Raw genomic sequence first — 13,798 nt, forward strand, 5'->3', positions numbered from 1 at the left:
GGTGCTGTCGATCCGCGGCAAGCGCGTCTCTCCCTGGGCGAGGGCATCGACGCGGCGTTCGGGGTTCACTTCTACGCACGGTAGAATTCAGGATGTGAGCGCTGACCAGAACGACCCGTGGGTGCTCGAGGCATTGCGCCCGCAGGCGCCGGCGCGTCGCCCCGACCTCTCCCAGATCCCCAGATCCGCCCTCTACGGCCTCGGTATCCTCGCTGCCGCGCGGGCCCTCGGGCTCGTGCTCATCGCCGAGGCCGTCGCCAGGGGCATCGCCGGCCTCGCTGCATCCGGCGCCGGTCTCACGCCCGACGCCACCCGAGCGATCCTCTTGCTCGGGGTGGCGGGCGCGCTTCTGCGCGCCGGGTCGGAATGGGCGACCTCTGTCGCCTCCCGCCGCATCGCGACCGGGGTCAAGCACAGCCTGCGGCGCCGGCTGTGGCAGCGCATCGCCGAAGGCGACCGCCAGGGTGGCGGGACCGCCGTGCTCGCGGCCGACGGCCTCGACGATCTCGACGACTACTTCATCCAGTCCCTGCCCGCTCTGATCGCGGCGGCGGTCGTACCGCTCCTGGTCGGCATGAGGATCCTCGGCGCCGACTGGCTCAGTGCCCTGGTCATCGTGGTCACGGTGCCGCTGGTGCCGCTGTTCATGATCCTCATCGGCAGGCACACACAGCAGCGCACCGACGCGGCGCTCACCGCGCTCACCCGTCTCGCCGACCACCTCACCGAACTGGCGCGCGGCCTGCCCGTGCTGGTCGGCCTGGGCAGGGTAGACGAGCAGACCCGCGCGCTCGACGGCATCCAGCGACGGTACCGAGAGCGCACGGAAGAGACGCTGCGCTGGGCATTCCTCTCGGCCCTCGCCCTCGAGCTGATCGCCACGATCTCGGTCGCGGTGGTCGCGGTCTTCCTCGGGCTGCGCCTGCTCAACGGCACGATGGCGCTGGAGCCCGCCCTCATCGCGCTCATCCTCGCCCCCGAATGCTTCACCGCGCTGCGCGACGTCGGCACCGCCTTCCACGCCTCGCAAGACGGCCTGTCGGCGCTCGAGCGCGCCAAGGCTCTGCTGGCGAGAACGCCGCGTCGCGACGTGCGGACCCCGCCGCCCGATCAGGTTCGACTCGAAGGACTGACTGTCACCTACCCGGGCCGACGTGCGCCCGCCCTGCACGCGGTGACAGCCGACCTGTCCGGGATCACCGCCGTCACCGGCCCCAGCGGCGCGGGCAAATCGACGCTGCTCGGCGCCCTCGCCGGAGCGCTGCCCGCAGACGCCGAGATCGCCGGGGCGGTTCGCGGCGTGGACGCGGATGCCGTTGCCTGGGCCCCTCAGGCTCCGCAGGCGTTCGCCGCGACCCCGCGGGACGAGCTCGGGCTGTACGGCGCCGGTCTCGACGCGCTCGACGAGCTCGGCCTGGGCCGCCTCGCGGACGCGGCAGTCGCCGAGCTGAGCCCAGGGGAGCTGCGACGGCTCGCCGTCGCGCGTGCCCTCGCACGGGTCGATGCGGGCGCCCGCCTTCTCGTGCTCGACGAGCCGACCGCGCACCTCGATCCTGCGGCCGCCGCACTGGTCCGCGATGCGGTGCTGCGTCGCGCGGACAGGTGCGTCGTCGTGCTCGCCAGCCACGAGCCCGAGACGCTCGCTCTCGCCGACCGTGCCATCCCCGTCGGCTCGGTGGATGATGTCATCCGCGTCGACGAGAAGCCGTCAAGGATTCAGGACGATCCCACGTCTGAGGGACCCTCTGAGCTCGGGCATCCTTCAGAACCGCCATCCTCGTTCGGAAGCGAGCGGGCCCCGGCCGCCCGCACGCTCACCCTCGCCTCGCTGCTCCGCCCGCACGGCTGGCTCTGGGCCGGGTCGATGGTGCTGTCTGCGCTCGCTGCCGGGCTCGCGGTCGCGCTGACCGCGGTGTCGGGCTGGCTGATCGTGCGGGCCAGCGTCGAGGAGTACATCATGTACCTGCTCGTCGCGATCGTCGGTGTGCGGGCGTTCGGCATCGGCCGCGCTGTCGGGCGCTACGCAGACCGCCTGGTCACGCACCGCGCGACCTTCCTCGTGACCGATGCGCTGCGGCTCAGGCTGTGGCGCGCGATCGCCGCCCGCGGCGCCGGCTCCCGACGACTGCTCGACGGCGGCGCCCCGCTCGACTACCTCGTGACCCTCGTCGACGATCTGCGCGATCAGCTGCCTCGGGTGGTTCCGCCGGTCGGCGCGGGACTGCTCGTCGTCGCCGGCACGATCGTCACGACCGCGTTCGTCACCCCGCAGCTCACGGTCCTCGTCGCGGTCATGCTCGTCGCTGCGGTCGCCATCGCGTCGGCTCTCGCGATCCTCAGCGAGCGCAACGCCTCTGCCGCCCGTGTCGACGCACGCTCGGCGATCGTGCGGCAGACGGCGTCACTCGCATCCGCCGCCGCCGACCTGCGCGGCAACGGGGTCACCGCCGCCGCCCTCCAGCAGCTCGACGCGCATGGCCGTCGGCTCGCCATGGCTGAGCGACGAGCCGCGTGGTCGGCCGGGCTCGGCGCCGCCGTCGTCACCGTCGCCGCCACCATGCTCGCCGTCCTCGTGCCGGTGCTGTCGCCGGGCCTGCCCGCGGAGTCGGCGTCGGTCGTCGCGCTGCTCTCGCTCGCCCTGCTCGAACCGCTCTCCGCCCTCGTGGCGGCCGTGCACCGGGCGCCCGCTCTGGGCGCGCTTCTGGGTCGTCTCGACGCCGTGCTCCGCCCCGCTCCGGCACCGGAGTGGGGTACGTCGAACCCGGATGCCACCACTCGGCTCGCGCTGGAGGACGTGACGATCCGGTATCCGGGATCGACCGCTCCGGCGGTCGAGAACGTGGCAGCCGAGGTCGGCCGCGGCGGGTGGCTCGTGCTCGACGGGCCATCGGGTTCCGGCAAGTCGACGCTGCTGTCGGCGATCATGGGAGCTCTTCCTGTGGCATCCGGAGCGATTCTCGCCGACCGCCAGCCGATCACCGGCTTCGCGGAGCGCGCGTGGCGCGACCGCGTCGCCTGGTGCCCTCAGGACGCCTACGTCTTCGACTCCACGCTGCGCGGCAACCTGCTGCTCGCCCGCGAGCGCGATGACGCACCCGATGACGACGCTCTGCGCGCCGTGCTCGCCCAGGCCGGTCTCGCCGAGCTTCTCGCAGCCCTCGACGGCGACCTCGACGCGCCGGTCGGGCCGGGCGGGTCAGCGCTCTCGGGCGGTGAGCGCCAGAGGCTCGCCGTCGCGCGAGCGCTGCTGACGCGTGCCGAGCTGATCCTGCTCGATGAGCCCACGGCGCACCTCGACAGGCCGACAGCGGCCGCGATGATGACTGACGTGCGGGCGGCGATGGCCGACCGGATCGTGGTGCTCGTCTCGCACCGTTCCGCCGACCGACGCGACGGGGATGCTGTCGTCCGGCTGGGTGGTCAGGTCGCGCCGGTGGCGGACTGACCGCAGCGTGCGGTCATCGAGAACAGGAGAACACGCGAGCGCAGGCCGATCTCGGCCGAACCCTCCTGTTCTCGGGTGTCGTCCTGTGCTCGCGAACCCGCCCGGTCGCGTGCTTCTGCCGTGGCAGGGCAGGCCGCACGCTCAGGACTCAGCCCGCGAGCCTGCGGAACCGATCGCTCACGCGCATCGAACCCGAGACGGGCTGATCCGCGCCGGGCACCCCGCTCGCGCCGACCTGCAGGATCGCGCGAGCCAGCACCTCGTCGCGCACCTCGCGACGGGCGTGGTCGTCGGCGAGCATCTCGACCAGGGCGGCGACCTCGACCTCGGCCCGTGCGGCCGTCGGGAACCACGGCAGCGCAGAGCGCCATGCGCGGAAGGCGAGCAGCAGCAGGTCGTGACGCTGCTCGACGTGCGCACGTTCGTGGGCGATGACGGCGACGAGCTCGTCGGCGTCGAGACGGTCGAGCAGGCCCTGCGACAGCACGGTCACGGATCGGGGCCCGTTGGGCAGGCAGTAGGCCATCGGCACGGCGTCGTCGATGACGCGCGTGCGCGCCCGGGTGGGGTGCGGAGAGGTGAGCATCTCGAGCAGTGCGAGATGACGGTGCCGCTGTCTGGTCACCTGCACGATCGTCACGCCGAGATGCGTGAGCAGGTAGACGGTGAACAGCACGGCGGGGATGGGCGCGAGCCACGGATGCCCTGGCAGGGCCGCATATCCGGCCAGGCCGAGCGCGCCGATCATCGACAGCCCGCCCGCGAGACCGATCGCCTGCCACAGCAGCAGCGCCATCACGGGCGCGCGCATGGGCCAGGACGCGCGGGAGAGTGCGACCGGTACGGGCCAGGCGAGTGCGATCGCCGTGAGCCCGAACACGACCGCGCCGAAGATGACGACCCCGTGCGGGATCACCAGCGCGCCGCTCTGCGCGGCGTCGGTCGCGGCCGTCAGCATGGCGGTCAGCCCGAGCGGCCCAGCAGCTGGCGCAGCACGGCGGCATCCTCAGCGGACACGCCGCCGACGAAGCGCTCGAGCACCGCGGTGCGGTCGCCGGCATCGCCGAGCACGGAGTGCATGAGCTCGGCGACATGATCGGCGCGCGAGGCGACCGCGGTGTAGCGGTGCGGCCGGGCCGAGCGGTCCGAGGCGACGAAGCCCTTCTTCTCGAGGCGCGACAGCACCGTGAGCAGGGTGGTGACGGCCAGCGCGCGTCCATCGGCTTCGAGCTGCGCCTGCACGTCGTATGCGCTGAGCGCGTCGTCGGCGTCCCAGATGGCGTCCATCACGGCCCGTTCGAGCTCTCCGAGCGTTCCCATGCGAGCATCCTCCTTCGCCGAGATTTTGTCCGGCTCTTCGATTCTACTCTGTGTCGAATTTGTTCTATCGTGTGTCGAAGAAGTTCTACGAAGCGTAGAATAGCTGTGGCGGACGACCGCCCCACCCCCTTCGCGAACGGAGAAACCCGTGGACGTTCTCGACATCGCCCGCTGGCAGTTCGGCATCACGACCGTCTACCACTTCCTGATGGTGCCGCTGACGATCGGCCTCGGCATGATGGTCGCGATCATGCAGACCCGCTGGGTGCGCACAGGCGACGAGAGATTCCTGCGCATGACCAAGTTCTGGGGCAAGGTCTACCTGATCAACTTCATCGTCGGCGTCGCCACCGGCCTGGTGCAGGAGTTCCAGTTCGGCATGGCGTGGAGCGAGTACTCCCGCTTCGTGGGCGACGTGTTCGGCGCCCCCCTCGCGATGGAGGGCCTGCTCGCATTCTTCGTCGAGTCGACGTTCCTCGGCGTCTGGATCTTCGGCTGGGGGCGCCTGCGAAAGGGGCTCCACCTCGCAGCGCTCTGGTGCGCGGTGATCGGCTCGTGGATCTCGGCGTTCTTCATCATCGTCGCGAACTCGTGGATGCAGCACCCGGTCGGCGTCGAGCTCGGCGCCGACGGCCGCCCCGTCATGACCGACGTGTGGGCGGTGCTCACGAACAACACCGCGATCGCCGCGTACACGCACACGATCTTCGGCGCACTCGTGGTCGCGGGCATGTTCCTGCTCGGCATCTCGTGGTACCACCTGTGGCGTCGCCGTCACGACGGCATCGACACGGTCGACGCGAGCGGCCGCGTGATCGTCGGAGAGGCGGATGCTGCGCCGGGCCGCGACCGGAAGGACCACGGCGTCTGGCTCTGGTCGCTGCGCTTCGGTGCGGTCGTCGCGATCCTCGGCTTCGTCGGCACCGTGGCATCCGGAGACATCCAGGGCAAGCTCATGTACGAGCAGCAGCCCATGAAGATGGCGGCGGCGGAAGCGGCCTGCCACACCGGCTCGGCCTTCTCCGTGCTCTCGCTCGGCGACCCCGGCTCCACCGACTGCGCCGATGTCGTCACGCTGATCGAGATCCCCGGCGTGCTGGGCTTCCTCGGCACGGGGGAGTGGGGTGCCGCGATGCCGGGGATCAGCGACCTCGAGCCGCAGTACATCGACCAGTACGGCAAGACCATCCCCGACGACGCGCTCTACGGCGACATGGCGGGAACCGACGTGCAGTACGTGCCGGTCATGTGGGTCACCTACTGGGGCTTCCGGCTGATGATCGGCCTCGGCGGTGTCGTCGCGCTCGGCGGAGTGGTCGCGCTGTGGCTGACGCGCAAGGGCACCGTGCCGCGCTCGCCGTGGATCATGCGGCTCGCTCTGCTGGGGATCATCGCGCCCTTCGCCGCGAACATCGCAGGCTGGATCTTCACCGAGCTCGGACGCCAGCCCTTCGTGGTCGCGCCCAACCCGGACACCACCGGCGTCGACGGGGTGTTCATGTACACCGCGGCCGCCGTGTCGCCCGGAGTGACCGCCGGCGAGCTGCTGTTCTCGGTCATCACCCTCAGCGCCGTGTACGGCGTGATGCTCGTGATCGAGCTCTACCTGATCGTGAAGTACGTGCGCGGCGGCGTCGCGGCATCCATGCCCGAGCTCGCGGCCTCCGGGCATCCCGGCGTCGGCCATGACGATGACGAAGAGAACGACACCCACCCCGACAGGCGCGACGACGTGCTCGCGTTCGCCTACTGAGCGTGCGTGCTGAAGACCTGAGAGGAACGAACTGATGGAACCCCTTCCCGTCGTCTGGTTCATCGCGATCGCCGTGCTCTGGACCGGCTACCTTCTGCTCGAGGGCTTCGACCTCGGCGTCGGCATGCACATGGTGTTCTCCACCCGATCCGAGCGCGATCGCCGCGTGATGCTCAACACGATCGGCCCGGTGTGGGACGGCAACGAGGTCTGGCTGATCACCGCGGGGGCCGCGATGTTCGCCGCGTTCCCCGCGTGGTACGCCTCGCTGTTCTCGACGCTGTACGTGCCGCTCACGATCGCTCTCGTCGGTCTCATCGTGCGCGCGGTGGGCATCGAGTACCGCGGCAAGATCCACACCGAGCGCTGGCGCACCTTCTGGACGTGGATGATCGGCCTCGGCTCGCTCATCGTCGCCTTCTGCATCGGCGCGGCGCTCGCACTCACCTCGACGGGCCTGCCGATCGATGCGAACGGCGACCGGGTCGGCGGACCGTTCGTGTGGCTCACGCTGCCCGCGGTGCTCGGCGGTCTCGCGGTGGTCGGCTTCGCACTGCTGCACTCGGCGACCTTCCTCGGGCTCAAGGCCGACGGTCCGGTGCGCGAACGTGCCGGCGCCTTCGCCGCGCACTGGGCGCCGGTGTGCATCGCGCCCGCGGCGGTCTGGGCGATCTGGGTGCAGCTGGCGCACGGCGGCAGCGTGCTCGCCTGGACGTTCATCGTGCTGGCGGTCCTCGCGGCGGTGCTCGGCTGGCTCGCCGCGCAGCGGCGTCACGAAGGGCGCGCCTTCATCGGCTTCGCCGGATTCGGGCTGTTCGGCGCCGCGGCGATCTTCGCGGGCATGTTCCCGCGGCTGCTGCCCTCGACGGTCGACGCCGCCTTCGATCTCACGGTGTGGAACGCAGCCAACGGCCCGTACACGCTGGGCGTCATGACCGTGGTCGCCGCCGTGTCGCTGCCCGTCATCGTGCTCTACCAGGCGTGGAGCTACTGGATCTTCCGCAAGAGGGTCACCCCCGGCATGATCCCCGAGGTGCACATCGTGCTGCCTGCGGTGCTGCGCGCCCGCTGACCCCGTGCGCAGCCGGCATCCTTCCCGGATGCCGGCTGGCAACCCGGCGACGCACGGCGCCGGAGTCACCGGACCGGATGCTCGGCGACCGGCGCGTCCCCGGCCGACGCGCCGCGCCACGACCGGATGGTCTGAGATTCCCGACAGTCCCCGACGCCGCGAGCCCGCTCGGGGCTAGTCTGGCCGCATGATGTACGAGCACCTCGGGGATCGGCCCCGCATCCACGACACCGCCGTCGTGGCGCCGACAGCTGTGATCTCCGGCGATGTCGAGATCGGCCCCAGCTGCCAGGTGCTGCACGGCGCCGTGATCACCGCCGAGGGCGGCCCCATCACGCTCGGCGAGCATGTGATCGTGATGGAGAACGCGCTCATCCGGGCCACCGCGGCCAATGCCGTGCACATCGGCGATCACACACTGGTGGGAACGCTCGCCAGCATCGCCGGGGCGATCGTCGGCGAGGAGGTGTTCCTGGCATCCGGCGCCCGCGTCTTCAACGGCGCGCTGATCGGGCCGCGCTGCGAGGTGCGCGTCAACGCGATCGTGCAGCGCCGCGCAGTGCTGCCCGAGGGCAGCGTCGTGCCGATCGGCTGGGTCGCGGTCGGAGATCCGGTGCGGCTGCTCTCACCCGACCAGGCCGACGAGATCGCCGCCGCGATGCCCGACCTCGACTTCCCCGGGCACGTGTTCGGCGTCGATCGCGACACCCCCGACCTCATGGTGCAGCTGACCGAGCGCTACGCGAGCTCGCTGGCTCGTCACGCCGGCGATCACCGGCTCTGACCCGGGGTGGCCCGGGCCTGAGCGATCGGGGTCAGATGACGCCCTGGGCCAGCATCGCGTCGGCCACCCGCTCGAAGCCCGCGATGTTGGCGCCCGCGACGTAGTCGCCGGGGGTGCCGTAGCGCTCTGCGGCGCGGAACGACGCGTCGTGGATGTCGGCCATGATGTCGCGCAGCTTCTGCTCGCTGTTCGCGAAGTTCCAGCGCTGACGGGAGGCGTTCTGGCTCATCTCGAGCGCAGATGTCGCGACGCCGCCGGCGTTCGCGGCCTTGCCGGGGGCGAACAGCACCTCGGAGTCCTGGAACGCGCCCACGGCCTCAGGAGTGGAGGGCATGTTGGCGCCCTCGGCGACCGCACGAACGCCGTTGGCGATCAGCATGCGGGCCGAATCCTCGCTGAGCTCGTTCTGGGTGGCCGAGGGGACGGCGATGTCGACCGGGGTCTCCCAGACGTTGCCGCCCTCGACGAAGCGGGCTCCGGGGCGACGGTTCGCGTACTCGACGATGCGGCCGCGCTCGACCTCCTTGATCTGGCGCAGCAGGGCGAGGTCGATGCCGGCGTCGTCGACGATGTAGCCGGAGGAGTCGGATGCCGTGACGGCACGCGCGCCGAGCTGCGTGGCCTTCTCGATCGCGTAGATCGCGACGTTGCCCGAACCCGACACGGCGACGCGCTTGCCCTCGAGGCTCTCGCCGTGCACCGCGAGCATCTCCTGCACGAAGAACACGGCGCCGTAGCCGGTCGCCTCGGTGCGCACCTGCGCGCCGCCCCAGCCGATCCCCTTGCCGGTGAGGATGCCCGACTCGTGACGGTTCGTCATCTTGCGGTACATGCCGAACAGGTACCCGATCTCGCGGCCGCCGACACCGATGTCACCGGCGGGGACGTCGGTGTGCTCGCCGATGTGGCGGAACAGCTCGCTCATGAACGACTGGCAGAAGCGCATGACCTCGGCCTCGCTCTTGCCGTGCGGGTCGAAGTTCGAGCCGCCCTTGCCTCCGCCGATGCCCTGCCCGGTGAGCGCGTTCTTGAAGATCTGCTCGAAGCCGAGGAACTTGATGATCGAGATGTTCACCGAGGGGTGGAAGCGGAGTCCGCCCTTGTACGGGCCGAGGGCCGAGTTGTACTGCACGCGGTAGCCGCGGTTGACCTGGAGTCTGCCTGCGTCGTCGATCCACGGCACACGGAAGATGACCTGGCGCTCCGGTTCGACCAGGCGCTCGAGCACGCCGTTGTCGAGGTACTTCGGGTGCCGGTCGAGAACGGGGCCGATCGAGTGCAGCACCTCGTGCACCGCCTGGTGGAACTCCGGCTCATTCGGGTTGAGGTCGCGCACGGCGTCGAAGACGGGCTGGGCGGCATCGCTGAGCGGATGGAAGTCGGCAGTGTTCTCGGTCACGCGGGAGGCTTTCTGATGAGGGATAGAGGAGTGCGATCGTGTCGCGTGATGCTTCGCCGGATCAGGCGCGAGCCTTCACCTTAGCTGGCGACCCGTGCCGTCTTCGACGAGAAGTCGCCGGGGGATGCTATCACCCGGTGTTCTGCAGGCCGGCGGCGACTCCACTGACCGAAAGCAGCAGCAGCCGCTGCAGATCGGGGTCGGTCTCGCCCTGGTTGTCGGAGCGCAGCGAGCGCAGTGCGCGCAGCTGCAGCAGCGAGAGGGCGTCGACGTAGGGGGTGCGCAGCTGCACCGCACGCTGCAGCACGGGCTTGTTGCCGAGCAGCTGGTCACCGCCCGTGAGGCGGATCACCCAGTCGCGCGTGAGCGCCAGCTCGTCGAGCACGATCTTCGCCAGATCGTCCCTGTCGCCGAGCGAGAGGTACTCGCGGGCGATGCGCTCGTCGGTCTTCGCAAGGCTCATCGCGACGTTGTCGACCATGGTGCGCAGCAGCGGCCAGTCGCGGTAGGCCTCGATCAGCCTGGCCTCGTCGCCGACAGCCGCCAGGGCGGTGCCCAGACCGAACCACCCGGCGAGGTTGATGCGCGCCTGGGTCCAGGCGAACACCCACGGGATGGCGCGCAGATCCTCGAGCGACTCGACGGAGAGCCCACGGCGTGCGGGTCGCGAGCCGAGCGCGAGCAGGCCGATCTCCTCCATCGGGGTGACGGTCGCGAACCACGGCGCGAAGCCGTCGGCGGCGACGAGCGAGAAGAACCGCTCGCGAGAGGCGGCGTCCATGATCGCGGCGACGTCGGCGAAGCGGTCGGCCGCCCCGCTGGTGCGCTGCTCGTTGCTGGGTGCCGAGGCGAGCAGCGTCGCGGCGGCGACCTGGTCGATGTGCCGCATCGCGATCGCCGGCTCGCCGTACCGCGCGAAGATCACCTCGCCCTGCTCGGTGAGCTTGAAGCGTCCGTCGACCGAGTGCGGTGGCTGCGCGAGGATCGCGGAGTTGGCGGGTCCGCCGCCACGGCCGAGGGCACCGCCGCGGCCGTGGAAGAGGGTGAGCCGGATGCCCGATTGCTGCGCCCACGAGGCGATCTGGCGCTGCGCCTCATACAGGGCGAGGTTCGCGGCGACAGGCCCGACGTCCTTCGACGAGTCGGAGTAGCCGAGCATGACCTCGAGGCGGTCGCCGGTGGCGTCGAGGCGGGCGCGGAACTCGGGGAACTGCACGACCTCGGCGAGGATCGAGGGAGCCGCCTGCAGATCGGCGAAGGTCTCGAACAGCGGCACGACGTCGAGCACGGGTGCCTGGTCGCCGAGCGCGTACTCGGCGAGCCGGTGCACGTTCGCGAGGTCCTGCGCCGACTGGGTGAACGAGACGACATAGCGGCCCGCGGCGCGCAGACCGTAGCGCCGCTGGATGTCGGCCACGGCGCGGAAGACGTCGAGCACCTCCTCCGTCTGCGCGCTGAGCTCTGCGCCGGCGTCCAGCTCTTCGAGAGCCTGACGGTGCACCTTGGAGTGCTGTCGCACCTCGAGCTCGGTGAGGTGGAAGCCGTAGGTCTCGACCTGCCAGATCAGGTGCTGCAGACCGCCGAACGCGTGACGGCGTGCGCCGGCATCCGCCAGCGACGACTGCACGGCGCGCAGATCGGCGAGCAGCTGCTCGGGCGCGTCGAAAGCGCCGGGCCGCTCGGTGCGGGTCGCGTGCACACGGTGCACGAGGGCGAGCATCACGCGACGGTGCGGCTCGGACGGCGAGCGGGTGGCGATGTCGTCTGCCAGCTCGGGATGCTCGTCGGCGAAGCGCTGCCAGATCGCGCCGACCTCGGCGCTCGGAGGGGTGTCCTCGGCGTCGAGGGTCAGCGTCCGCCCGATGCGATCGAGGGCGCGCTCGAGGCCGCGCAGCACGTGCTCGGAGGCGATCGAGGCCGCCTCGCGGGTCACCGCGGCGGTGACGAAGGGGTTTCCGTCGCGGTCGCCGCCGACCCATGATCCGACGCGGACGAACGCCGGGACGACCGGGGCGCTCGCGCCTGACGCGTCGCCGCGCAGCGCGTCGTCGATGCGGCGATAGACGTGCGGGACGGTGCTGAAGAGCGTCTCGTCGAACACGCCCATCACCGTGCGCACCTCGTCGGTCGGGGTGGGCTTCTGGGCGCGCAGGGGAGCCGTGCGCCAGAGCGTGTCGATCTCCTCCAGCATCCGGCGATGTGCGCGCCGCTGGTCGGCCCCGCCCTCGCTGGCCGCATCGTGCTCGCTGAGAAGATCGGAGAGCCGGCGGATGCTGCCCGACACGGCACGACGGCGGGCCTCTGTGGGGTGCGCCGTGAACACGGGGTGGAATCGCAGCTCGGCGAGGCGCTCCCGAGCAGCAGCCTCGCCGATCTCCTCCGTCAGCTGCGCGAACGCGGTCGCGACCGTGTCGGTCGAGCCTTCGCGCGGCTTGCCCGAGCGCTCGCGCAGGATGCGCACGCGCTGGTGCTCCTCGGCGAGATTGACGAGGTGGAAGTAGCAGGTGAAGGCGCGGGCGACCTCGTCGGCGCGCTCGATGCTGAAGGAGTCGGCGATCTCCGCCGCGCGGGCGAAGGCGTCGTCGTCGGCGTCGGATGCCTGGATCGTGGCCAGGCGCAGCCTCTCGACGTCTTCGAAGAGGCCCGGGGTTCCGGATTCGCGCAGAACCTGGCCCAGCAGGCCGCCGAGCATCCGCACGTCCGCGCGCATGGCGTCGGGAATGCCATGCGAGGCTTCGAATCGGGTGATGACGCGGATGGCTTCGGTGTTCGTGGGCTCTTGCGACATGCTTCGAGGGTAGACCGCCCGATCACGTGCTCCGTCCCCTGTGACAGAGTGGAGGGGATGCGTATCTCGGACAATCCTCTTCGCGGTCAGCAGTTCCCTGCGGCGCTCCTTCTCGCCGCCGCAGCGCTCGGCCTGCTGCTGGCGAATCTGGCCACGCACGACGCGATCGCAGACATCCTGCACGCGCACATCGCGATCCCCGGCACCGGGCTGGATCTGTCCGTGCACGAGTGGGTGGCAGACGGCCTGCTGGCCATCTTCTTCCTCGTCGTCGCCATCGAGCTGCGTCACGAGCTCACCCACGGCGAGCTCGACTCGCCGCGCAAAGCGGTGCAGCCGGCGATCGCCGCGACCGGCGGCGTGGTCGTGCCGATCGCCGTCTACCTGCTCATCGCCGGTCCCGCGTCCGGTGAGGGCACGGCGGTCGGGTGGCCGATCCCCACCGCCACCGACATCGCCTTCGCGCTCGGCGTGCTCGCCATGTTCGGCAAGGGACTGCCGTCGGCGGTGCGCGTGTTCCTGCTGGCGCTCGCGATCCTCGACGACATCATCGGGATCATCTTCATCGCCGTGCTCTTCGCCCACGACGTGAACTGGCTGATGTTCGCGCTCGCGGTCGCATGCGTCGCGGTGTTCGCCGTGCTCAGCCGGGTCGTCGCGAAGAACGGGTCCTCGGGGATCGCCGTGCTGATGGGCGTCATCGGCGTGTTCGCCTGGGGCTTCATGGCTCTCTCGGGCATCCATGCCACGATCGCGGGAGTCATGCTGGGGCTCGCGATGTCGCCCGCGCCGGCCGAGAAGACGCGACACGCGCTCGAGCCCACCGTCAACGGCGTCATCCTGCCGATCTTCGCGTTCGTCGCGGCGTTCGTGGTCATCCCGCAGGTGTCGCCGAGCGAGCTCTCGCCGGCCTTCTGGGGCATCCTCATCGCCCTGCCGGTCGGCAAGATCATCGGCATCGGCCTCTTCGGATGGCTCAGCATGCAGCTGCGTCCCAAGGGCGCCGAGCCCGCTCTGCGCCTGCCCGACATCCTGGCAGCGGGAACGCTCGGAGGCATCGGCTTCACGGTCTCGCTGCTGCTGGCGAACCTGGCCTTCGCCGGAGCCGACGAGATCCGCGACCAGGCCATCCTCGGCGTGCTCGGGGGCTCGCTGATCGCACTGCTGCTGTCGGCGGTCATCGTCTCGGCGCGCGCCAGGGCCTACCGCACCCTGGCGGCGGCGACGGAGTGACGCG

General features: G+C 70.7%; 9 protein-coding genes. 5 read left to right on the plus strand and 4 right to left on the minus strand.

Annotated elements, in window-relative coordinates:
* Positions 1 to 94: 94 nt before the first annotated feature.
* Positions 95 to 3,445 carry a thiol reductant ABC exporter subunit CydC gene (gene cydC, locus AB0N59_RS08365; protein WP_363481471.1) on the plus strand — a complete coding sequence of 1,117 codons (3,351 nt, stop codon included), beginning with the start codon at positions 95 to 97 and terminating at the stop codon, positions 3,443 to 3,445.
* 148 nt (positions 3,446 to 3,593) lie between these two features.
* On the opposite strand, the gene AB0N59_RS08370 is transcribed toward cydC, so the two are convergent.
* A complete protein-coding gene (locus AB0N59_RS08370) occupies positions 3,594 to 4,403 on the minus strand; it encodes a M56 family metallopeptidase (protein WP_363481474.1) in 810 nt (269 codons plus the stop codon).
* Positions 4,404 to 4,408: 5 nt separating this feature from the next.
* Positions 4,409 to 4,765 (minus strand): BlaI/MecI/CopY family transcriptional regulator, encoded by a 357-nt coding sequence (locus AB0N59_RS08375; protein WP_363481477.1) that lies wholly within the window; start codon positions 4,763 to 4,765, stop codon positions 4,409 to 4,411.
* Positions 4,766 to 4,913: 148 nt separating this feature from the next.
* On the opposite strand from AB0N59_RS08375, the gene AB0N59_RS08380 reads away from it, so the two are divergent.
* The 3 genes from AB0N59_RS08380 to AB0N59_RS08390 all read left to right on the plus strand — a co-directional run bounded on the left by AB0N59_RS08380 (position 4,914) and on the right by AB0N59_RS08390 (position 8,374).
* Positions 4,914 to 6,518 (plus strand): cytochrome ubiquinol oxidase subunit I, encoded by a 1,605-nt coding sequence (locus tag AB0N59_RS08380; RefSeq protein ID WP_363481480.1) that lies wholly within the window; start codon positions 4,914 to 4,916, stop codon positions 6,516 to 6,518.
* Between the two features lie 34 nt (positions 6,519 to 6,552).
* The gene (gene cydB, locus AB0N59_RS08385; RefSeq protein WP_363481483.1) at positions 6,553 to 7,590 is read left to right on the plus strand and encodes a cytochrome d ubiquinol oxidase subunit II; all 1,038 of its coding nucleotides are present in this window, start codon (positions 6,553 to 6,555) and stop codon (positions 7,588 to 7,590) included.
* 187 nt (positions 7,591 to 7,777) lie between these two features.
* The gene (locus AB0N59_RS08390) at positions 7,778 to 8,374 is read left to right on the plus strand and encodes a gamma carbonic anhydrase family protein (protein WP_363481486.1); all 597 of its coding nucleotides are present in this window, start codon (positions 7,778 to 7,780) and stop codon (positions 8,372 to 8,374) included.
* Positions 8,375 to 8,405: 31 nt separating this feature from the next.
* Here AB0N59_RS08390 and gdhA read toward each other — a convergent pair whose 3' ends face one another.
* Together gdhA and AB0N59_RS08400 are read right to left on the minus strand one after the other, a co-directional pair.
* Positions 8,406 to 9,773 carry an NADP-specific glutamate dehydrogenase gene (gene gdhA / locus AB0N59_RS08395; RefSeq protein ID WP_363481488.1) on the minus strand — a complete coding sequence of 456 codons (1,368 nt, stop codon included), beginning with the start codon at positions 9,771 to 9,773 and terminating at the stop codon, positions 8,406 to 8,408.
* Positions 9,774 to 9,903: 130 nt separating this feature from the next.
* Complete coding sequence (locus AB0N59_RS08400; protein ID WP_363481491.1) at positions 9,904 to 12,561, minus strand: phosphoenolpyruvate carboxylase; 2,658 nt, start codon at positions 12,559 to 12,561, stop codon at positions 9,904 to 9,906.
* A 57-nt stretch (positions 12,562 to 12,618) separates the two neighbouring features.
* Between AB0N59_RS08400 and AB0N59_RS08405 the strand changes: the two genes are divergently transcribed.
* Positions 12,619 to 13,794, plus strand: a complete 1,176-nt coding sequence (locus AB0N59_RS08405; RefSeq protein ID WP_363481494.1) for a Na+/H+ antiporter NhaA — start codon at positions 12,619 to 12,621, stop codon at positions 13,792 to 13,794.
* The last annotated feature ends 4 nt before the right edge of the window (positions 13,795 to 13,798 follow it).

Source organism: Microbacterium sp. NPDC089321, from assembly GCF_040684935.1.
GTDB lineage: Bacteria > Actinomycetota > Actinomycetes > Actinomycetales > Microbacteriaceae > Microbacterium.

Coding starts and splice junctions, on each gene's coding strand:
- AB0N59_RS08390 (WP_363481486.1), top strand. CDS start 7,778: ATGATGTACGAGCACCTCGGGGATCGGCCCCGCATCCACGACACCGCC.
- cydB (WP_363481483.1), top strand. CDS start 6,553: ATGGAACCCCTTCCCGTCGTCTGGTTCATCGCGATCGCCGTGCTCTGG.
- AB0N59_RS08405 (WP_363481494.1), top strand. CDS start 12,619: ATGCGTATCTCGGACAATCCTCTTCGCGGTCAGCAGTTCCCTGCGGCG.
- AB0N59_RS08400 (WP_363481491.1), bottom strand. CDS start 12,561: ATGTCGCAAGAGCCCACGAACACCGAAGCCATCCGCGTCATCACCCGA.
- AB0N59_RS08370 (WP_363481474.1), bottom strand. CDS start 4,403: ATGCTGACGGCCGCGACCGACGCCGCGCAGAGCGGCGCGCTGGTGATC.
- AB0N59_RS08375 (WP_363481477.1), bottom strand. CDS start 4,765: ATGGGAACGCTCGGAGAGCTCGAACGGGCCGTGATGGACGCCATCTGG.